A 21,242-nucleotide genomic window follows, 5' to 3' on the forward strand; every position below is an offset into this window, starting at 1 on the left:
CTCACGTACGGTTTGATGAGGAGGGGCTGGGTTGCACCAGCCCTTTACTCTAGAACTTATATGTTTCACATGATAAATTATCCTTCTATTTCTCGCTGAAACGGTACCGTCCTTAAAAGGACGGTAAAGCCGTTTCCACTTGTTGCCGGGTGACAGTTGTCACTTTGAATCGGTGACAGTCCATACTGATGCTTCTCTCCGGTCTCCGGTACTATAGCAATATAGCCAAGAGGGCAGAAGGACACGGAGGGATACATGATGGAACATGTCATTGAAATGAACAATGTCAGCCGCAGCTTCCAGGAGAAGCAAGCGGTGAAGCAGGTGAGCTTTACGATTAGCCGCGGCTCGATCACAGCGGTGCTTGGCCCTAATGGAGCCGGCAAAACCACTACACTGGCGATGCTTCTGGGCTTGCTTGAGCCCTCGGAGGGCAGCGTGAAGGTGTTCGGTCATAAGCCAACAGACGTCAGGGTGAAGCAGCGGACTGGAGCCATGCTCCAGGAGGTCAGCGTTATGGACCGGCTGAAGGTCCGGGAGATTCTGGCCCTGATCCGCAGCTATTATCCGCAGCCCATGGAGATGGAGGTGCTGCTTCAGGCGACGGGGCTGGGGGCGGCGGATCTGAACCGCTATGCGGAGAAGCTCTCCGGCGGGCAAAAGCGCAGTCTCAGCTTCGCGCTGGCGCTGGCGGGCAACCCGGATCTGTTGTTTTTTGATGAGCCGACGGTGGGGCTGGATACGACGGCGCGGCGGCATTTCTGGGATAGGGTGCGGGGACTGTCTGATCAGGGCAAGACGATTCTGTTCAGCACCCATTACCTGCAGGAAGCGGAGGATATCGCGGACCGGATTCTGTTGTTCAACCGGGGAGTGCTGGCGGCGGACGGAAGCCCGGACGAGATTAAGGCGAGACTGGTGAAGAAGTCGCTGTCCTTCCTGGCGTCCGGCGACCCGGCGCTGCTGCGCAATCAATTGCTGGAGCTGCCAACCGTGGAAGGCTGCTACGAGAAGGATGGGCGGCTGCATGTGACGACGGAGAATACGGATGAGGCGCTGCGGGCTATTTTCGTGAACGGGCTGGCTGTGCAGGATGTACGGATCGACCAGGGGAAGCTGGATGAAGCGTTCGAGCAATTGACCCTGAATCAAGAGGAGGCGGCAGTATGATGAAACCTATGTTGGCCCAGTGCAAGGCAGAGCTGCTGCGGATTATCCGCAATCCCTATTATGTATTCTGGTCGCTGCTCATGCCGATTATGTTCTACTTCATCTTCACCCGGGTGGTGAATACGGGCACGGACGATACGAAGCAGTGGCAGGCGCATTATCTGATGTCGATGGCGGCCTTCAGCGTGATGGGCTCGGCGATTATGACCCTCGGCATCCGGCTGGTGCAGGAGCAGACGCAGGGCTGGAATACGTTTATCCGCATTACTCCGCTGCCGTCCTCGGTATATTTTTTCGGCAAAATGTTCGGTCAGAGCGTCATGCATCTGTTCTCGGTTCTGTGTATTTTCCTGGCCGGGTATCTGATCAACGGGGTGTCGCTGACAGCAGCGCAGTGGCTGCTTAGTGGACTGTGGCTGCTTGCGGGCTCACTGCCTTTTCTCGCGCTGGGTACGATTATCGGGTCCATGAAGCGGGTGGATACGGCGAGCGGGGTGAGCAATGTGCTCTATATGGGGCTGGCGGTGGCCGGGGGTATGTGGATGCCTCTCGACATTATGCCTAAGCTGATGCAGAAGATCGGGCACTGGCTGCCGTCCTACAATTATGGAGATGGAGCCTGGGCGATTGTAGCGGGAGGTTCCCCGTCGTGGAAGGCTGTGCTGCTGCTGCTCGGTTACCTGGCCGTATTTATGTTATTATCGGTCTATATAAGGCGAAAACAGGAAGCGGTGTAATGTACAATGGCTAGTAAGCAGTTCCGGTTCTTTCCGCAAAAATTCGGCTTCTTCCCCTACATCTGGCTGATCTATCTGGTGTTCCCGATTCTTAACCTTCAGGGGTATAGCGGGGTCAAGCTGATGGCGGGTTATGGGCTGGTCCTGCTGTTCCTGGTGACGTACCGTCAGCTCTACTGGACGGAGGGTAGAACGTACACGGCCTGGATGGGAGTGCAGCTGCTGATTATTGTCGTGCTAACCGTAGTCTATAGCCCCTACAACATGTATATGGGCTTCTTCTCCAGTAACTTTATTGGCTGGTATACTGATACGCGCCAATTCAGACGGGCTCTTGCGGTGTTCACCGCTGTGCTGGCCGGACTGGGCCTATTCTACCTGCCGCAGGTGTATGGCCCGGATATCCTTTTCATGCTGCCATTTGCGATAATGATGCTGATCACGCCCTTCGGCATCCGCTCCATTAACCGGCGGCGGGTGCTGGAGAAGGAGCTGGACCAGGCTAACGAGCAGATCAAGGAAATGATCAAGCGCGAGGAACGGATGCGCATCGCCCGTGATCTGCATGACACGATGGGGCATACCCTGTCGCTTATTACCTTGAAGAGCCAGCTTGTTGAGAAAATGGTGGTGAAGAATCCCGAGCGGGCACAGGCGGAAGCCCGTGAGATCCAGCGGACCTCGCGGGCCGCGCTGCGCCAGGTCCGGGAGCTGGTCTCTGAGATGCGTGCAGTCTCAGTTGCCGAAGAGCTGGCTGAGGCGGCGGAGATGCTGCGCAGCGCGGAGATCGCGCTTGAGGTAGAGGGAGATGCAGCGCTGCCGGGTGTATCCGATCTGACGCAGAATATTCTCAGCCTCTGCATCAAGGAGGGGATTACCAACATCGTTAAGCATAGCCGTGCGGACCAATGCCGGATTAGCATCGTAATGACACCCGGCGAGGTACAGATCACACTGGAGGATAACGGCATAGGGGTAGAAGCGAGCGGTTCAGGGGGGACGGAGCGCCGGGACGGCAACGGCATGAAGGGGATGGGCGAGCGGCTGGCCCTGATTGACGGCTCGCTGACGCTGGCTCCGGGACCCGGCGGGGGAACCCGGCTAACGGTGGTTACACCAAGAGTAGTGAAGGATGGAAAGGGTGGGGAAACAGCATGATCAGGATCATAATTGCCGAGGATCAGCGGCTGCTGCGCGGCGCGATGGCATCGCTGCTCGATCTGGAGGATGATATTGAGGTGGCGGGCGAAGCCGGGGACGGGGCGGAGGCGCTGGCCCTGATCGAACGTGTCCAGCCGGATGTATGCCTGATGGATATTGAAATGCCGCTGATGAGCGGCCTGGAGGTGGCGGAGATACTGAAATCGTGGGGTTGTGCCACCAAGATTATTATCCTGACCACCTTCGCCCGTCCCGGCTATTTCGAGCGCGGAGTGAAGGCCGGAATTCAGGGGTATCTGCTGAAGGATGAGCCGGTGGATAAGCTGGCGGATGCCATTCGCCGCGTGATGGGCGGAGGCCGTGAGGTCTCGCCCGAGCTGGTCTTCGGCAGCCTGCGCGAAGAGAACCCCCTCTCCGACCGGGAGCGGGAGATTCTGAAGCTGGCCGCAGCGGGCCGCAGCGCCGGTGAGATCGCTGCGGCGCTCCACCTTTCCTACGGTACTGTCCGCAACTACATCTCGGAGATCCTCAGCAAGCTTGCGGTCAAGACCCGGATCGAAGCGGTGCGGCTGGCAGAGGACAAGGGCTGGATGTAGGACGGCCTGGGGTACTCTGTACAACTAAATCATCTGATGTACCGCCGAATCTCTATATAGCTGTATTTGGTGCAATTAAACTAACTGTTTATCCTGGATTTCACCCCTTTGGGGCTAACTTAGTTGTACCAATTGCAGCTACAGAAGACAAACTATGTTTTTGGCTGCTTTTAATCGCACGTAATACAGCTATGGGTGGAATGGTTAGCTCAATTGTATTTTATACAACAGATGTTCCCTGAATCCGCAGCAAATCCGATTCTGTTGTACTCTGTACAGCAGAAATCTGCGAAAGTGGTATTTTTGGGCAAATATACAAAATCTGCTGTACGAAATACAGCAGAAGTGAATTTTGTCCGGAATATTGAAGATTCTATTGCACTAAATACAATCAGGCAGAGTTATGCTGCTACAGGCAAGGCAGTGCCGAGTCACGAGGGCTGTTGTTATGTATAGCAGGGGGCGCCACGCCACCTTTCCTGCTAAGTCACCAGCGCAGCAACCCCTCTTAACTCTGGCTCTTCGCCTGCTCCTCGCGCATCCACTGGGAGAGCTGACGCCGCATCCGAAGGAACTCCGGCGAATCGGCGATCTCTTCACGGCGCGGGCGCGGGAAAGGGACCTCCACGGTGTGGAGGACGGAGCCGGGACGCCCCGAGAAAACATAGATGCGGGTGGAGAGCAGCAACGCCTCTTCGATGTTATGGGTGATGAACAGCACGGAGCGGCGGTTCTCCTCCCACAGCTCCAGCAGCCAGCGCTGCATCTGCTCGCGGGTCAGCGCGTCGAGTGCGCTGAACGGCTCATCGAGCAGCATCAGCTCCTGCGGCGCGAGCATGGCCCGCAGAAAGGCGGCCCGCTGCTGCATGCCGCCGGACAGCATGTGCGGGTAGGCCCGCTCGAAGCCGCCCAGGCCGATCTTCGCCAGCCAGTGGCGCGCAGTCTCGCGGGCCTCCCGCTTGGGGGCGCCTTGCAGCTCGCCGCCAAGCAGAACGTTGTCGAGCGTGCTGCGCCACGGGAACAGCGCGGGCTGCTGCGGCATATAGCTGATCTTGCCGCGCTGCCCGGTCACCGGGAGGCCGTTCATGCTCACCGTTCCGGTATCCGGCAGTGTAAGGCCGCCGATAATATGGAACAGCGTGCTTTTGCCGCAGCCGGACGGGCCGACAATGGAGACGAATTCCTGCGGCTCCACGGTCAGGGACACCTGATTCAGCACCTGCGTCTCCCGGCGGCGGTGCGTGAACGATTTGGAGATGCCGCTGACTTCGAGCGCAGGCGGCACACTCTGAGTGCGCAGGCGTCCGTCTCCGTCCGCCTTCTCCAGTTCAATCCTCGTAAGCTCAGACAATTCGCCCAGCCTCCCTCTGTTCATTATGGTTACTTCTGTTGTGGATGATCCTTCTGTACACATTAAGCATCCTTACGCGGCTTCCAGCGCACCAGCCATCTCTCCAGCAGGGCAATGAGCGCGAATAATACGAGACTCAGCAGCACGATGATGGCGATGGCCACGAACATCCGGTCCGCACGGTAAGAGGACTTTTGCAGCAGCATATAGTAGCCGATTCCCTTGTCGGCGCCGATCCATTCGGCCACGACTGCGCCCATCACCGCATAGGTGGCCGAGATTTTGAGCCCGGAGAACAGGGAGGGCAGGGAGCCGGGAAGCTCCAGCCGGGTGAAGATCTGCCACTTGCCCGCACCGGCCATCTTCATATAATTCATCATCACCCGGTCGCTTTGGGCCAGTCCGCCCATGGCTGCAACAGCTACGGGGAAGAAGCAGACGAGGGTGATCAGGATGATTTTGGGCAGCAGGCCGAACCCGAACCAGATCAGCAGCAGCGGGGCAAGCGCAATAGAAGGCACATTCTGGCTGAGGATCAGGAGCGGATAGAGCGCTCTCTTGAGCCAGGGCAGCAGATGCAGCAGCAAGGCGGTGAGCAGGCCAATGCCTGTGCCGACAGGGAAGCCGATCAGGGTCAGCCGCAGCGTAGCAGCGGTGTGCTCCCAGATCCCGGAGGCGTTGTTCTTCGACTCACGCGCGATATCCGCAGGGCTGGGCAGCTGGTAAGCCGGGATGTCGAACACCATGACCGATAGCTGCCATATCCCGACAAAAAAGAGGACCGCCACAAGGGGCGGCCACACTAGCTTCCAGGTGCTTCTCACGGCCGGTATTTCTCCGTCAGCTTATCCATGCTGATGCCGCCCGGATTATGGGCGATCTTGATCTGTGAGATCACACTCGGACTGCCGGAAGCGATCAGCGCCTCATGCATGTCACGCACAATATCCAACAGATCGGACAGCTCACCTTCCATCGTGGTCTCCAGCGGATTCACCTGATGCTTCACGCCTGACTTCTGAATGACCTCAATGGCCTTGTCCACGTATGGGATAGAATCCTCGTTGTTCGGTGTCTTCGGAATGACCTGAATGCTCAGCAATGTATTAGCCATGATGAATCCTTCCTCTCCAAGTTAAGTATAAGATTCCCGCCATGCGGGTTCATTATGATTCCGGCAAAAATTCATTCGTAAACGTACTCTCCGCATCCAGCGGCTTATCCAGCAGCTTCAGGCCGTACATCCAGTCGGCGTAATTCTTCCAGATCTCAAGCTTCTGCTCACCCCAGCGCGGGGCGTCGTCCTTGTATTTCGGGCTAAGCCATTTCTGGCTGGCCAGCACCAGCTTGGGGTCCAGATCAGGTACAGCATCGGACAAGACCGTCGCGGCTTCTTCCGGGTTATCGATAGCGTACTGATATCCCTTGGACGTAGCCTTAAGGAAGGCCTTCACCACTTCAGGATGCTCGGCGATCTCCTTCTCGCTGGTGGTCAGCACCGGGGTGTAGTAATCGAGCTGCGGAGCGTAATCCTTCAGATACAGCATATCCAGCGGCTCCCCGCGCAGCTCGGCTTCTACGCCGGTCCAGGCATAGAAGATCCAGGCGAAGTCAATATCCCGCTTCACGGCTGTGAAAAAGTCCGCTTCACCGATATTCACCAGCTTCACCTTGGAGACATCCCCGCCTTCGGGGTCCATGATGGCTTTCATGGCAGCCTGCTCCGCAGGGGAGCCCCAGCCTCCGTAGGTTTTGCCTTCGAAATCCTTCGGCGTCTTAATGTTGCGGTCCTTCGGAGCCGCGAACCCGGAGGTATTATGCTGAATGATTGCAGCGATCGACACCAGCGGTACATCCTGCAGACGGGCCAGGGTCAGCGCCTCTTGGGCACTGATGCCGAACTGGGCTTCACCGGAAGTGACCATCGTATCAGATCCGGCAGCGCCAGGCTGTACAATCTGCACGTCAAGACCTTCCTCCGCGTAATAGCCCAGCTCCTTGGCGGCATACAGGCCGGTATGATTGGTGTTCGGCGTCCAGTCCAGGGCAATCTTGACCGGGGTCAGCACCTTAGGTGCATCCGTGGGTGCGGCTGCGGTTGCATCAGGTGCAGCCGTGCTGTTCCCGGCAGCAGGGGCGCTGGCTCCCGCATTCCCGCTGTTGTTCCCGCCGCCACATCCCGCTACAGTGAGCAGCAGCATGGAGCTGAGCAGTAGTGTGACTGTTTTTTTGACTCCCATTTCTCTTTCTCTCTCCTTCCAGCAACCCCTAGTCTTCAGAGCTTACAGAAACCTTATTCCTGTACATCCTTAGAATCAAAAAAGCGTCCCGATGATCGGGACGCCAGTGACTTGCGTGAGGGGACTTCAGCTTCAGTACTGCTTAAGGCACTGTGCCGAATGAAGATTCCTACGCTGGCATTATCCAGATCAGGTATAAGGGTCAGTATCTTGTGGGATACAATCTCAGCCGGCCAATTCCAGCACCCCTGGTTCTATAAAGTTCACGGGTATTGCTATGTTCTTACGGTGTATTATAGACGGCAGCTTCGCCGTTGTCCACCCTCTGTATCTTAATCCCTCGTATAATGCCGCTTCTTGCGGCGGCTGCGGATACCGTTCCAGAGCTCTCTCAGCGTTAAGCCGACACTGACGGTGATCCCCGAGAAGGTCAGGAACATAGCGAGATACTCGAACGCGGAGTACTCCAGCATTTTGCTCCAGTCGATCTGGCCCTTCAGATCCTCGATTACCTGATTCATCCCGTAGATTCCGCTGATGACCGTAAATACCGTGAGCACCATCAGGAGCGTATCCCGCCGTTTGGCCTGGAATTTGTCCTGATACTGGAATAGGTCATTCAGGGTCATTTTCACCTCATCGAACAAGGCATCATTGCCATACACCTTACGCAGCTGAAAAAAAATCTCACGCCCCTGCGACTGCGAAATCAGCTCCAGGAAGTAGAATTTGGCCGAGAATTTGTTGATCAGGAAGATCAGATTCTCGATCTCGTCGTTATCGTGGTTGATGCGCAGTCGGGAGTGGAGGTTGGCGAGCTTCAGCAGTACGATTTTATGAAAAATACTCAGCAGCATTCCGTAATAATACTCGCCGTACATCTGGCTGATCAGGCCTGCGGCAATCGCAGGCGTAGCCCGGCTCACGCAGCAGAAGGTCTGCTCATTGGTCATATAATAGGTGTCCGGCCCCCAGCGGCTATAGCAATGCTCCCGGGTGTACTGCTTGATATAGTCCGGATCACTCGCACTCATGTAGGGGGTGCCGTCAATGTTCAGACCGTCCACCTGGGAGGCCCGGTAGAGCATTTCAACACTGATCTCTTCCTCATCCTCCTGGAGATTAACGCCGTAGAAGGCCTGCACCAGCATCCGTTCATCGACGAAGAAGGGCAGGGTCTCGAAATAATTGCCATTCGTCTCCGCAGGATCGAGATACGGCTCAAGCCCCGCTGCCAGATGCCTGAACACGAAATCCTCCACCCGGGCAAAAGACTTCTTATGACAATGAATGAAAGTATGCTCATCCTGAACACTGACATCCTCCAGATTGCGGAACCGGTCGGCGAATTCCAGCACCATGCTGAAGGGGAGGTTCTCCTCCTCAATAGCCACTCTTACCGTCAGGAAGCCCAGCTCGAACGGGCAGAGGAACACATCGGTCGAGAGCACGCGGAAGGGAACCGTCCGAAAGGGCATTTGCAGCCCGCACAGCAGATCATTGGCCCGGGAAAAGCGGCGAAAGGAATCCTTGTCCTTCTCACGCGGAAACAAGACATGGGCGGCAAACGGAAGATAGCTTCGCTCCATTTTCTCATGGGATACACAGTGATTCTCCCCGTAATAAGCATGCTCCAGTTCCTTGTTCTCCAGAAAAAAACGCGTAAATCCATCCTCCTGCAGACTCTCAATCAGCTCTTGATCGACTTCCGCCTTAATTGAAAAGGGGAAAATGAATTGCAGCAAGGCGGTATGCAGAGTGGGCTCAGAATGCAGTTCAGCCATGTGTGGGTTCCATCCTTATTCACAGAATATGGACCTTGTCAGCTATAATTACCCGATTCTCCAGGCTGTCACGCTCAGCACGAATAACAGTGCGGCAAAAGCGGCCAAAAGTCCCGAGGTCTGGGCGATCTGCAGATGATCCATGGACCAGCCGGTCAGCAGCGGCAGCACCGCGCCGCCAATTCCGCCGGAGGCGATCATAATGCTGGGCGTCGATTCTTCTGCGCCGGGCAGGAGCTTGCTGGAGAAGACCAGCGCGATCGAGAAGATGCCGGACATGAACAGGCCAAGCAGCAGAATGATCGCAAAGGCGGCAAGCCGGTGACCGGCGAACGGGAAAATGATAAGCAGCAGCAAAGCGGCAAAGCAGCTGACGAGCACATAGATACGGTAGGAAATCTTCTCGGCAATGACACCGGCGAACAGTCTGCCTGCCGACATAGCAAGCCAGAAGAAGGTCACCGTGAGCGCAGCCGTGGCCTCGCTCATGCCCAGCTTCGCGATGAAGATCGCCGGCATGAAATTCACCAGGCTCATCTCGGTGCCTACATAGAGGAAGAAGAACAGAATGAACAAGCCAAGCACGACCCACTGCTTGCCTTTGTAGGGCAAGGATAATCTTCTGGCGGTTCCCGCTGCCGCAGCGCGGTCAGGGCGGGCAGGCCGCTCATCCAGCGCGCTGTCCAGCGGGCCGAATCTGCTCTTCGCCCAGAAGAGCAGCGAGAGGAGGGAGAAGGCGGCAACGATCAGGAAGGCCAGCCGCCACTGCCCTGCGGCAATCAGCGGACTGGCCGCCAGCGGCATGAGCAGCGCCCCGACACCGAACAGCACCTCCAGCCGGCTCATGGCAACTGCTGTTCCTTCGGTGACTGCGGCTATAATAATCGTGCCGATGACGGCTTCGATCATCCCGAAGCCGAACCCTGCGGCTACGGCAATTACGTACATCCAGCCCCAGGGCGGGAGGAAGGCATAAGCAATCTCGGCGCACAGCAGCAGGCCGGTGGCAATCATAATGCCGCCGCGCTTGCCGAACCGCCGGTTCAGCAGCGGCGAGACCAGTACGCCGGCCAGGAAGCCCGCGAATTGGCTGAAGATCAGCTCGCCCCCTGCACTGTAGCTGCGGTCATAATGCTGGAGCAGCACTGGCAGAATGGAGCCCAGGACGACATGGGCAAGGCCGATTACGAAATAGGAGAGACAGCCGATCCAGATTAGTTTTTTCAAGGATAAGACTCCTTATGAATCAATTTATGAGCAGATGGCGGGATTCAGAATGAACGGGAAGGGTACACTATATTAGGCACAGGTTAATCATAAATCCAAACCGCGGACGTGAATATATAAACTTATATTCACATGAATTTGAAGGGAGCTGTGACGTCAATGGACAACAAAGAGCTGGAGAAAACAATCATACAGGTGCTGGACGAGAACAGGTTCGGTTCCTTCGGCACGATTGAGGCCGGTAACAAGCCTAAGGTGCGATACATGGCGGTATTTCATGACGGGCTGTCCATCTATCTCGCAACGAGCCGCAAGACTCATAAGGTAGAAGAGCTTCAGGATAATCCGAATGCTTGTCTGCTGCTTGGTTATGAACAGGGCGGCGGCAAGGAAGTACTGGAGATTGAAGCTACGGTTGCTGTGACGAAGGATGATAGCTTGCGCTCTAAGGTATGGAATGAGTCCCTGGAGAAATGGTTCAAGGGACCGGATGATCCCGATTATGTCATTCTTGAGCTGTCACCTTCACGGATTGAATATATGGGCAAGAACGGCGAGCATGGGGTATGGCAGTCTTAAGCGGGTGTCTCCGGTAAAAGGATGGCCGTGTCCGGTAACGGGTGAGTTCTGCCAAAGCCTGAGCACTATATAGTCTGGCAACCCGAGCCTCTTATGGACCTTCATGGTTCAAAAGAGGCTCTTTCTGCTGCTTCTTTCCGGATTGTGCCGGAGGAATCATGCTATAATGGCCTCAGGTTATCGACATCATGAGGCGGAGGGGATTGCCATGAACTGTGTTGATTGTGCTGACATCGACCCGATAGAGGATCAAGGGGAGTTGAAGCTCCGCCCCTGCTCAGCTCCGCTGGCTGCTGCCATCCGAAATGCCGGTTATGAAGTTTATCAGACAAGCAAGACCTGTATCATTCCATATCATCGTAAGGAAGAGCTGTTGAAGCTTATTGAAATACTGGTGGCGGCTAAGGACATAGCGGATACCTTAACCGTATGCGTTAAGAGTAAAGGTGCCTCTGCGGCCCCGGACCGGTGGCTGACCTTTGAGCAGCTGAAGGTCCGCTTCGCTAATGAGAATCTGGTATCCATCATTATGAGCCATGATTTCTGTAGCCATATGCAGCCGATTGTGAATTTCAGCGAGGAGATTGTCGGTTTTGAATTTCTGCTGCGGCCGCTGGCCCAGGGCAGTTACTTTCAGCCCTATGAGCTATTTGAGATTGCCCGCCGTACAGGGTTTCACTCCTTCCTGGACCGGGCCGCCCGGATCTCGGCGATAGAGACCAGCAGCAGGCTGCTGCCCAAGGGCATCAAGCGGTTCATTAACTTCCTGCCCTCTTCTATTTATAATCCCAAGTATTGTCTTACGCATACCTTCGAGGCGATCCGCAGGCTGGACCAGGACCCGGAGGATTATGTATTTGAAGTTGTGGAGACGGAGCAGATCAGCGATATTCCGCATCTGCGAGCCATCTTCGCCGAATACCGCCAGCAGGGGATGCGGGTTGCGCTGGATGATGTGGGCGCGGGCTATTCGACCATTGAACTGATGTCCAGTCTCCAGCCGGATTATGTCAAGGTTGACCGCAGTCTAATCAGCTTCTGTGACCGGGATGAAGGGAAGCAGCGGATGCTTGGGGAGATTATCTCCAGGGCCGGAGAATTCGGTGCAAGCCTGCTGGCCGAAGGCATTGAACGCCGTGAGGAATTCCTGGTCTGCCGTGATCTGGGCATGGATCTGGGACAAGGCTATCTGTTCGGGCTGCCGGAGGATAAGCCGCCGGGACGGTTCGGAATTATGGCCTGAACAGCAAGTATGAACCTCCCCGGATGCAGGCAGACCTCAAGACTGCTGGTATCCGGGAATTTGTGATGCCATTTGGAAGGAAGAAAGGATGGAGAACAACGTGAGTGTAACCCTATTGTACGTAGAAGATGACCGGGAGATCGGCAGTGCCTTGGCGGCTGATCTGCGGGAACGGGAATATGCTGTGCGCTGGCTGGAGAGCGGGGACGGGGCGCTTGAAGCCGCAGAGGGCTGCCAGCTTGCGATTCTGGATGTGATGCTGCCGGGGCTGGATGGCTTCACCGTCGGCCAGCGGCTGAAGCGGGCGTATCCGGAGCTGCCGGTTCTGATGCTCTCGGCGCGCACCTCCATTGACGATAAGCTTCAGGGGCTGGACTTCGCCGATGATTATCTGACCAAGCCATTTCATCCCGATGAGCTGGCGGCGAGAATAGAGGTGCTGCTGAGAAGAAGCGGTGCTGCTGCGCCCGCCCAGCTCACGCTTAAGCATCTGGTTGTCAGACCGGGAAGCAGTGTGGTCACGGAAGCTGCGACCGGACGGGAGATTATGCTTACCGGCAAGCAGTTCCAGATCTTCTCTTATCTGCTGCGGCATTTGGGCCAGATTCTAACCAAGGAGCAGATCTATGAGGCGGTCTGGGGGGAGAGCTATATCGAAGGCGACAAGACACTGATGGTACATATCCGTTATCTGCGCGAGAAGCTGGAGCTTGATCCTGCAGCGCCGGAGATTATTGAGACGGTCCGGGGGATCGGCTACCGGGTGAGAGGGTGAAGGGGACAGGGCGTTTCCAGCTGCTGCACCGTTCGCTGCTTTTTCGTTATCTGCTGATTATTGTAGCTGCACTGCTGTTCGTGCCCGTTGTTATTCCGCTGACGATTGCTGTGTACAGTATCTTCGGGGGGCTTACTCATACAAGTCCACCTAAGGAGTATGAGCAGTATTCCAGTATAGATAAGCTGGAGATTATGTGGCATGAGGAGGCCCGCAAGCTCCTTGACCAGTCTCCTGCAGATATCACCCGGCGGTTGTCGGCCTTAAGCGAAGCCTATCCGCTGGCGAGAATATTCTGGGTCGATCCTGCGGGGGAAACACAGCTGGTTAGAGAGCTTTCAGGACCGCCGCTGCTTTTGACGGGAGAGGCTCCGGCCGTTCCCGCCCAGTGGAGCGCCGCTGAAGCGGTATCCTTCATGAAGGACAGTGTAGCGCTGAAGCCGCTGGCGATTGTCGCTTTCATAGGGGACCGGGCAGAAGCCGCTGAGGGCTTCATGGTTATGCAGATTCCTGAGGATATTACGAAGAGCAAATATACCGCAGGTCTGGATAAATGGTATACGATTGCCATGCTGGTGTTCTTCCTTCTGTTCATCACCAGCTCCTGGTTCTTCTTCATCATGATCCGCAGAAGGCTGCTGCGGCTGCAGACCGCTATGGTGTTCACCGGGCAGGAGGGCTTGCCGCAGATTGTTCCGCCGGGGAAGCCGGATGAGATCGGACGTCTGGAGGAAGCCTTCAATACCATGGTGACGGAGCTTAAGGCAGGCCGTGCCCGAGAGGCGGAAGAAGAGGCGCTGCGTAAGCGGCTGGTGGCCGATCTGTCGCATGATCTGCGGACTCCGCTTACCGTCATTCGCAGCCATCTCCATGTACTGGGCAAGGAGCCTTTGTCACCGAACGGGCAGTCCTCCCTTGACTTGATGGATCAGCGGATCGAGAGCCTAAGCATCCTGATTGAGAACCTGCTGTCCTACAATCTGCTGAACAGCGGGCGCATTGCGCTGCACCCGGAACGCCGGAATGTGCTGAGACTGGTGCGGGAGAGCGCCGCCGCCTGGTATCCGGTGTGGGAGAGGGAGGGGTACCAGATCGATATTGATCTGGAGGCTGTGCCGCTGTACTGGGAGATCGATGACAGCTGGTTCCGCAGAGTGCTGGATAATCTGTTCCAGAACATTCTGCGTCATGCACGCAGCGGATTGTATGTAGGAATACTTACGGAGATCCGTGAGGGCAACCGGGTGATTATCATCTCGGATCACGGCGGCGGCCTTGCGCAGAGCACTGACTCCGCAGGAGCAGGCCTGGGCCTGTCGATTGTTGATCTGCTGCTGAAGCGGATGGACCTGGAATGGAGCATGGAGAGCACGGCGAAGGGAACCGAAGTTGTGATCTGGAAGCGGAACGCCTGAACAATTTAAACGAAATTTAAACTTGCTGCTTCCGTGCTTTTAACCTTGGGGCGTTATGCTGTTACCGAGGTGAAGAGAAGAATGAAGGATACAGTGATAGAGACAAGAAACCTGCTTAAGGAATACCGCGGCCGTGCGGCTGTGAAGAACCTGAATCTCAATATTACAAAAGGGGAAATCTACGGCTTCCTCGGACCAAATGGTGCCGGCAAAACAACAACTATCCGCATGCTGCTCGGCTTGATCAAGCCGACCTCCGGCAGTATTGAGATCTTCGGCAAGGAGCTGCGTGCGAACCGGATGTCCATTCTGCGTAAGGTAGGATCGCTGGTGGAATCGCCGTCTTACTACGGGCATCTGAGTGCATGGGACAACCTGGAGGCGATCCGCCGCATTCTGGCTGTGCCGAAGGTGCGCATTGCCGAGGTGCTGGAGATCGTCTCACTTACCGGGGAGGAGACGCGGCCGGTCAAGGGCTTCTCGCTGGGCATGAAGCAGCGGCTGGGGATTGCGGCAGCTCTGCTGGGCAGCCCGGAGCTGCTGATTCTCGATGAGCCGACCAACGGGCTGGACCCGTCAGGCATACAGGAGATCCGTTCCCTGATTAAGCGGCTGCCCGGAGAGCAGGGGATTACGGTGCTGGTCTCCAGCCATCTGCTGAGCGAGATTGAGCAGATGGCCGGTACGGTTGGCATTATCCGCGAGGGACAGATGGTCTACCAGGATACCATTGCCCATCTCCAGCAGCAGGCGGCCGGCCATCTGCGCCTGGCGTTATCCGAGCCGGAGACTGCGCTGATGACGGCGGTGCGGCGCGGCTGCGGCGGCGAGCTGCAGGAGGGCCGGCTGGTTTTGCCCCGGATGAGTGATGCGAGAGTATCGCTGCTGGTCAAAGAGCTGGTCGAGGAGGGTCACGCGATCTACAGGGTGGAGGAGCACAGGCAATCTCTGGAGGAATTCTTCCTGCAGGTGGTTGGGGGAGGGGAGCTATGATGTGGCGTGCGCTGTCGGCGGACTGGCTTAAGATCCGCGGCAAAGGCATATGGTTCCTCACCTTTCTCGGTCCACTGGGCCTCATCGCCATGCAGGGACTGAATTTCGGCCTCCGCTATGACTATCTTCGCGGGCAGTACCGCGAGGATCTGTGGGGTGGCCTGCTCAGTGAGGTCATACCTTTCGTACCGATTGCCCTTTATCTTGGAGGCACACTAATCTGCTCTCTGATTGCGAATGTCGAGCATCAGACCAGCGCCTGGAAGCAGCTTTTGGCGCTGCCTGTCTCCCGTACGGCAGTATTCATGGCGAAGCTGCTGCTCTGCCTGCTGCTGCTTATCGTGTCCTGCCTGCTGCTGTCGGCGGGAACCGTCATTCTCGGACTGCTGCTCGGCTTCGGTACTCAGCCGATACCGCTCGCAGATGTCCTGCGGATGGGCTTCGCCGCCTATGCTGCGGCCATGCCTATCATTGCACTCCAGCTGTGGCTGTCTTTAACCAGCCGGAACCAGACCCTTCCGGTATCGGTGGGATTGACCTTGTCGCTGGTCAGCCCGTTCGGTTCGTACTTCACGCAGTGGTTCCCGCTCTCCTGGCCGGAATTAGCCTGGAGTGATCCGCGTCCTTGGCTGTTCAGCGGAGCCGGCCTGGTGGTTGGACTCCTGGTAATCCTGCCTGGAGCCATCCATTTCGCGCGAAAGGATGTGGACTGAATATGAGGAATTTTCTGCGAATCATGTCTGCGGAGTGTCTGAAGATAGCCGGATTCCGCACCTGGCTGTTGATTCTGCTCAGTCCGCTGGTCTCCCTGCCGATTGGTGCGCTTTCGGACATGCCGGGAAATCAGACAATCACCTGGCAGGTTCTGCTGAGTACGATGTCAACGCTACATGCGCTGCTGTTTCTTCCGGTGCTCTCAGGACTCTTCGCTGCCTTAATCTGCCGCAATGAGCATAGTGACGGCGGTTGGAAGCAGCTCCTGGCGCTCCCGGTTACGCGGACTTCAGTATACTTTGCCAAATATGTATTGATAATAGCGCTGCTGGGTGCGGTGCAGCTGCTATTTGTTGGAGGGGTTCTGGGGGTCGGATGGTATCGGGGTGCTGAAGGGGGAGTTCCCTGGGAGCTGCTGCTGAGCAGCCTGTTCGGAGGATGGTTTGCCTGCCTGCCCCTGGCTGCCCTGCAACTGGCGGTATCCCAGGGCTGGAGCAGCTTCGGCGCTCCGCTGGCGCTGAATGTCTGCTTCACCATTCCCAATATACTGATTGCCAATTCTGCCACCTACGGACCTTATTACCCATGGGTACAACCGATGCTGGCCATGTCCCCCTTTGGAGAAGAACGGTTCGGCGCCTTCAACCTGCCGCTGGAGAGCCTGATGATTGTCGTGTCGGGCAGCCTGCTTCTGTTCCTGGGTGCTGGCTTGATAGGCTTTTGGCGTAAGGCGGTATAAGGTTAGCAGGTATAGGAATGCGGCTGGCGGGAAATGTTAAATACTAATCCAATGACTACAACTAACACGGAATATTCGAAGCGAACCCGAACGCAACGCTATACACCGCCGCATGTTTGAGTGAAATCCCTTACGCATTTCCCTTCTCCATGGACATTCGACGCCATTTTTCCTATAATTAATCGTAGAAGATACTATTAAGCGCCGGCGATGCCGGATGAGTATATGGAGGAGGGCGGGAGCATGGAACCAGCGGCACTTGAAGAATGCGACAACACCTGTAATGGTTCCGAACTGGAACCGGAATCTATGGCCTTGATTCTGCCGGACCGCGAGACTACAGATAAGATGGCGGAAATGTTCAAGGCACTGGGCGATCCGACAAGAGTTCGGCTGATTTACGCGTTATCCCAGCAGGAGCTATGTGTGCATGACTTGTCCTCCATACTGGATATGGGACAGTCGGCAGTCTCCCATCAGCTCCGCTATCTGCGGAATCTGCGGATTGTGAAGCGCCGCAAGGAAGGCAAGACCGTATATTATTCGCTGAATGATGCACATGTGGAGCAGATCTTCCTGCAGACTCATGAACATATCCGGCATGAATAGATTGTTATGACAGCAAAAGGGCTGTCCCCAAGCCAGGTAATGGCTTGGGGCAGCCCTTTTATATTATGTTGTGCGGTAAACCAAATATATATGTGCCAGTGCGCCGAATGTATGTGGAAAACAGCATATATTCGGCAGGCCTACAGAATCGTTAGGTTTCCTCCGACTATCCCGGACTCCCTTGGACTCGCATACTCCCTCACCCTTCTCCGCGTACCACCTCTTCCTCAAACCGGAAGGTGACCGTGCTTCACAGCAGAATTCTCAATCTGCAGTGTGGTATGCTGGATGCCGAAATTCTCTTCCACTAATTGAAGTGCCTGCTGCAGTACCTGCTCCGTATTCACCCCGTCTCTGATCAGCAGATGACCGCTGAGGGCATCCAGGCCGGAGGTGATGGTCCAGATATGCAGATCATGCACATCTTCAACCCCTTCAATGCCCAGTAGCGCCTTCTTCACCTCTTCAGCATTCACGTTAAACGGAGTTCCTTCCATAAGAATATGGAAGGCTTGCTTGATGACACCCCAGGCGCTGCGCAGGATCAGCAGGGCAACCAGCACACTGATGATAGGATCTGCGACATACCAGGAGAACAGGTTCATAATTAGACCAGCCGCCAGCGCGCCCACGGAGCCGAGAGCATCGCTGATTACATGCAGGTAAGCGCTGCGGATATTGATATTGTCTTTAGCCCCGCTTTTGCGCATCAGTGACCACGCACTGACGAGATTGGCCAGCAATCCGACACTGGCAATCAGCATCATCGTTCCGCTGGCTACCACCGGAGGGGCGGAGAAACGCTGGAAAGCTTCATACATAATGAATCCGGCAATGACGAACAGAGTCACCCCGTTGAATAAGGCCGCCATAATCTCGAACCGGTGGAAGCCGTAGGAGTTCTTGGAGGATGCCGGCTTCACCGCGATAATCATTGCCACAAGGCTAAGGGCAAGGGAGGCGGTGTCACTGAGCATATGGCCTGAATCGGACAAAAGAGCCAGACTTCCCGTAAACAGACCGCCGAAGAATTCAAGGAACATAATGCCGCCGGTGATAATTAAGGCGATTAGCAGCCCCTTTTTATTATCCGGTGCGTGGGAATGTGAATGTGCATGTGAATGAGAGTGGGAATGCCCGCCAGATTGCGAATGAGCATGTGCTCCAGTATGTGTCCCAGAGTGTGAGTGAGCATGTGAGTCACTATGCGTATGCTCTGCATTCTCATGACTTGCGTGCTCCGATCCACTGCTGTTCGAAGCTGTTACATTCGGATGCTGCCCGGAAGGTTTAACGTTGTTCATTTTGGAATTGTTCATTAGATAGGACCTCTTTTCAGTTAACATATGAATGTTTGCTCATATGTTAATATTATGGCGTCTGCAGGTAAATTACAAGCTTTTCTTATTTTTATTTTGCCACAATCTGTGGGCTGAATGCATTGACACTGTATGTTTCAGGAGAATATAATAGGTGTAAGTTAACATATGAACAAATACTCATATATAGGGACGATCAAGGGAGATGAGTCATTTGAGTACGTTAGAAGACAATGTGAAGCGGAAATGGGTACTGGATGGGCTGGACTGCGCGAACTGCGCAATGAAGATCGAGAATAAGGTCAAGAAGATTGAAGGTGTGTCCTCCTGCACCGTCAACTTCGCCACCAAGACCATGACACTGGAGACAACGGCTGCTGCTGCGGATGAGATCGCCGGGCAGGCTGAGCAGACGGTAACCAAGCTGGAGCCGCATGTGAAGCCACGGGCGGTTCAAGCTTCGCGGGCTGTTAAGAAGCCCTTGTCTGCGGAGGATGCAGCTCAGGTGCGCGGCGTAGCAGTTCAAGGACAGGGCCATGTTCATAGCCACGGCGAACCGCACGGTCATGAGCATGCCCACGGAGAAGTGCATTCCCATGAAGACGGGCACAAGCATTCACATGCTGCTGAGCACAGCCACAGTCATGAGGATTCCCATGGCCACGGACACAGCCACGAGCATGGGGAGGGCGATACGCGCCGCATCCTGATGCGGCTGGGCGGTGGTGCCATTCTGGCCGCTGCCGGGATGTTCCTGCCAGTCAGCGGGATCACCGAGCTGCTGATCTTCCTGGCAGCCTATCTGATTGTCGGCGGTGAGGTTGTCTTCTCTGCTGCCCGGAATATTGTAAGAGGCCAGGTGTTCGATGAGAACTTCCTGATGGCCCTTGCGACCATCGGTGCCTTCGCTATCGGCGAATATCCTGAAGGCGTCGCGGTTATGCTCTTCTATCAGGTGGGTGAGCTGTTCCAGGGAATGGCTGTGAACCGTTCACGCCGTTCGATTACAGCGCTGATGGATATACGGCCGGAGTTCGCTTATCTGAAGGAAGGCAATAATCTGCGCAAGGTGTCCCCCGAAGAGGTTAGCGTAGGGGACAGCATCGTGGTTAAGCCCGGCGAGAAGGTTCCGCTGGACGGGATTATTCTTGAGGGCAGCGCGATGATGGATACCTCGGCGCTGACCGGAGAATCGGTACCCCGCTCGACACAGCCGGGAAGCCAGGTGCTGAGCGGATTCATTAACCGCAATGGTGTGATTACCATTGAAGTGACCAAGGACTTCGGCGAGTCAGCAGTCTCGCAGATTCTGGAGCTGGTGCAGAATGCTACGAATAACAAAGCGAAGACAGAGAATTTTATCACCAAATTCGCCCGCGCCTATACGCCGGTTGTAGTGATAACAGCGCTGCTGCTGGCAGTGGTTCCGCCGCTGGTTCTTAGCGGAGCCACCTTCTCGGACTGGATCTACCGCGCACTGGTCTTCCTCGTTATTTCTTGCCCTTGTGCGCTTGTCGTGTCGATCCCCCTTGGGTTCTTCGGCGGTATTGGTGCCGCGTCCAAGAACGGGATTCTGGTGAAGGGCAGCAACTATCTGGAAGCCTTGAATGATGTGAAGATCGTTGTGTTCGATAAGACAGGAACCTTGACCAAAGGCCAGTTCACGGTAACCGGCAATATTCCGGCGGAAGGCTTCACCGGGCAGGAACTGCTGCGGGTAGCGGCTTATGCGGAGAGCCATTCCAGCCATCCGATTGCGGAATCCATCCGTGCAGCCTATGGCGAAGCGATTCCCGGCGAAGCGATTACCGACTATAACGAAATCTCCGGCCACGGCATCGCCGTTACCGTGGAGGGGAAGGCAGTGCTTGCCGGGAATGCGCGGCTGATGGAGCGTGAAGGGATTGCCAGCGTAACCCCGCAGGAGTACGGGACGATCGTTCATATTGCTGTAGATAAGCGCTACGCAGGTTATCTCGTCATTGCAGATGAAGTGAAGGACGATTCTCTTAAGGCTATTCAGGCTCTGAATGCACTGGGAATCCACAAGACGGTTATGCTGACTGGTGACGCCGCTCCGGTAGCCGAGTCTGTCGGCAGACAACTGGGTATTCAGGAGATCCATGCAGAGCTGCTGCCGGGGGATAAGGTCGCGGCGATTGAACAGCTGGAGCGGGAAAAGGGACCGAAGGAGAAGATCATTTTTGTCGGGGACGGGATTAATGATACTCCGGTGCTGGCCAGAGCGGATGTCGGGATTGCCATGGGCGGACTTGGCTCGGATGCAGCCATTGAGGCTGCGGATATTGTAATCATGACGGATGAACCTTCCAAAATCGCCTCCGCCATCGGCATCGCCAAGCGGACACGGACCATTGTCTGGCAGAACATTGCTTTTGCGCTGGGAGTTAAAGCGGTCTTCCTGCTGCTGGGAGCGTTCGGAATTGCCACCATGTGGGAGGCCGTATTCTCAGATGTCGGAGTTACTGTACTTGCTGTACTGAACAGTATGCGAGCTTTACAGCCGCCGAAATCGGTATAATGGTGTAATATGATGCGATAATGAAATAATTATGAAAAGTATAAGCCT

General features: G+C 55.7%; 20 protein-coding genes and 1 riboswitch. Of the genes, 13 read left to right on the forward strand and 7 right to left on the reverse strand.

Features of this window, described 5'->3' with window-relative positions; translation table 11 throughout:
- Window positions 1–258: 258 nt before the first annotated feature.
- From MKZ07_RS25675 to MKZ07_RS25690, 4 genes are read left to right on the forward strand one after another with little or no spacing between them, the layout of a single operon-like run.
- Window positions 259–1,170 (forward strand): ABC transporter ATP-binding protein, encoded by a 912-nt coding sequence (locus MKZ07_RS25675; protein WP_036702050.1) that lies wholly within the window; start codon window positions 259–261, stop codon window positions 1,168–1,170.
- On the forward strand, window positions 1,170–1,907 hold the full coding sequence (locus MKZ07_RS25680; RefSeq protein ID WP_076160315.1) for an ABC transporter permease: 738 nt from the start codon (window positions 1,170–1,172) through the stop codon (window positions 1,905–1,907). Before MKZ07_RS25675 ends, MKZ07_RS25680 begins: the two co-directional genes overlap by 1 nt.
- Before the next feature lie 6 nt (window positions 1,908–1,913).
- Window positions 1,914–3,065 (forward strand): sensor histidine kinase, encoded by a 1,152-nt coding sequence (locus tag MKZ07_RS25685; protein WP_036702052.1) that lies wholly within the window; start codon window positions 1,914–1,916, stop codon window positions 3,063–3,065.
- Window positions 3,062–3,664 carry a response regulator transcription factor gene (locus tag MKZ07_RS25690; RefSeq protein WP_036702054.1) on the forward strand — a complete coding sequence of 201 codons (603 nt, stop codon included), beginning with the start codon at window positions 3,062–3,064 and terminating at the stop codon, window positions 3,662–3,664. Before MKZ07_RS25685 ends, MKZ07_RS25690 begins: the two co-directional genes overlap by 4 nt.
- A gap of 508 nt (window positions 3,665–4,172) precedes the next feature.
- Here MKZ07_RS25690 and MKZ07_RS25695 read toward each other — a convergent pair.
- From MKZ07_RS25695 to MKZ07_RS25720, 6 genes are all read right to left on the reverse strand, one after another.
- The gene (locus MKZ07_RS25695; RefSeq protein WP_341028449.1) at window positions 4,173–5,078 is read right to left on the reverse strand and encodes an ABC transporter ATP-binding protein; all 906 of its coding nucleotides are present in this window, start codon (window positions 5,076–5,078) and stop codon (window positions 4,173–4,175) included.
- The gene (locus MKZ07_RS25700) at window positions 5,078–5,839 is read right to left on the reverse strand and encodes an ABC transporter permease (RefSeq protein ID WP_036702056.1); all 762 of its coding nucleotides are present in this window, start codon (window positions 5,837–5,839) and stop codon (window positions 5,078–5,080) included. The genes MKZ07_RS25695 and MKZ07_RS25700 overlap by 1 nt, the downstream gene beginning before the upstream one ends.
- The gene (locus tag MKZ07_RS25705; protein ID WP_036702057.1) at window positions 5,836–6,129 is read right to left on the reverse strand and encodes a thiamine-binding protein; all 294 of its coding nucleotides are present in this window, start codon (window positions 6,127–6,129) and stop codon (window positions 5,836–5,838) included. The genes MKZ07_RS25700 and MKZ07_RS25705 overlap by 4 nt, the downstream gene beginning before the upstream one ends.
- 52 nt (window positions 6,130–6,181) lie before the next feature.
- Window positions 6,182–7,255, reverse strand: a complete 1,074-nt coding sequence (locus MKZ07_RS25710; RefSeq protein ID WP_036702059.1) for an ABC transporter substrate-binding protein — start codon at window positions 7,253–7,255, stop codon at window positions 6,182–6,184.
- Between the two features lie 149 nt (window positions 7,256–7,404).
- Window positions 7,405–7,515: riboswitch (TPP riboswitch) on the reverse strand.
- A 72-nt stretch (window positions 7,516–7,587) separates the two neighbouring features.
- Window positions 7,588–9,039: a hypothetical protein gene (locus MKZ07_RS25715; protein ID WP_341028453.1), complete on the reverse strand. Its 1,452-nt coding sequence runs from the start codon at window positions 9,037–9,039 to the stop codon at window positions 7,588–7,590.
- Window positions 9,040–9,087: 48 nt separating this feature from the next.
- On the reverse strand, window positions 9,088–10,266 hold the full coding sequence (locus MKZ07_RS25720; RefSeq protein WP_036702062.1) for an MFS transporter: 1,179 nt from the start codon (window positions 10,264–10,266) through the stop codon (window positions 9,088–9,090).
- Window positions 10,267–10,425: 159 nt separating this feature from the next.
- Between MKZ07_RS25720 and MKZ07_RS25725 the strand changes: the two genes are divergently transcribed.
- The 8 genes from MKZ07_RS25725 to MKZ07_RS25760 all read left to right on the forward strand — a co-directional run bounded on the left by MKZ07_RS25725 (window position 10,426) and on the right by MKZ07_RS25760 (window position 17,333).
- On the forward strand, window positions 10,426–10,845 hold the full coding sequence (locus tag MKZ07_RS25725) for a pyridoxamine 5'-phosphate oxidase family protein (protein ID WP_036702064.1): 420 nt from the start codon (window positions 10,426–10,428) through the stop codon (window positions 10,843–10,845).
- Between the two features lie 208 nt (window positions 10,846–11,053).
- Window positions 11,054–12,088, forward strand: coding sequence for an EAL domain-containing protein (locus MKZ07_RS25730; protein ID WP_036702065.1), 1,035 nt, complete (start codon window positions 11,054–11,056; stop codon window positions 12,086–12,088).
- An 88-nt stretch (window positions 12,089–12,176) separates the two neighbouring features.
- Window positions 12,177–12,863 carry a response regulator transcription factor gene (locus tag MKZ07_RS25735; protein ID WP_372238092.1) on the forward strand — a complete coding sequence of 229 codons (687 nt, stop codon included), beginning with the start codon at window positions 12,177–12,179 and terminating at the stop codon, window positions 12,861–12,863.
- Window positions 12,860–14,278, forward strand: a complete 1,419-nt coding sequence (locus MKZ07_RS25740) for a sensor histidine kinase (RefSeq protein ID WP_051494110.1) — start codon at window positions 12,860–12,862, stop codon at window positions 14,276–14,278. Before MKZ07_RS25735 ends, MKZ07_RS25740 begins: the two co-directional genes overlap by 4 nt.
- An 81-nt stretch (window positions 14,279–14,359) precedes the next feature.
- Window positions 14,360–15,271 carry an ABC transporter ATP-binding protein gene (locus MKZ07_RS25745; protein ID WP_341028458.1) on the forward strand — a complete coding sequence of 304 codons (912 nt, stop codon included), beginning with the start codon at window positions 14,360–14,362 and terminating at the stop codon, window positions 15,269–15,271.
- Window positions 15,268–15,984, forward strand: a complete 717-nt coding sequence (locus MKZ07_RS25750; RefSeq protein WP_341028459.1) for an ABC transporter permease — start codon at window positions 15,268–15,270, stop codon at window positions 15,982–15,984. The genes MKZ07_RS25745 and MKZ07_RS25750 overlap by 4 nt, the downstream gene beginning before the upstream one ends.
- Window positions 15,985–15,986: 2 nt before the next feature.
- Window positions 15,987–16,724, forward strand: a complete 738-nt coding sequence (locus tag MKZ07_RS25755) for an ABC transporter permease (RefSeq protein WP_036702071.1) — start codon at window positions 15,987–15,989, stop codon at window positions 16,722–16,724.
- Between the two features lie 243 nt (window positions 16,725–16,967).
- On the forward strand, window positions 16,968–17,333 hold the full coding sequence (locus MKZ07_RS25760; RefSeq protein WP_036702072.1) for an ArsR/SmtB family transcription factor: 366 nt from the start codon (window positions 16,968–16,970) through the stop codon (window positions 17,331–17,333).
- A 227-nt stretch (window positions 17,334–17,560) separates the two neighbouring features.
- On the opposite strand, the gene MKZ07_RS25765 is transcribed toward MKZ07_RS25760, so the two are convergent.
- Window positions 17,561–18,652, reverse strand: a complete 1,092-nt coding sequence (locus tag MKZ07_RS25765; RefSeq protein WP_235218601.1) for a cation diffusion facilitator family transporter — start codon at window positions 18,650–18,652, stop codon at window positions 17,561–17,563.
- Between the two features lie 214 nt (window positions 18,653–18,866).
- Between MKZ07_RS25765 and MKZ07_RS25770 the strand changes: the two genes are divergently transcribed.
- Complete coding sequence (locus tag MKZ07_RS25770; RefSeq protein WP_156949767.1) at window positions 18,867–21,194, forward strand: heavy metal translocating P-type ATPase; 2,328 nt, start codon at window positions 18,867–18,869, stop codon at window positions 21,192–21,194.
- Window positions 21,195–21,242 lie beyond the last annotated feature (48 nt).

This window comes from Paenibacillus sp. FSL P4-0338, assembly GCF_038002365.1.
Classification (GTDB): Bacteria; Bacillota; Bacilli; order Paenibacillales; family Paenibacillaceae; genus Paenibacillus_AQ.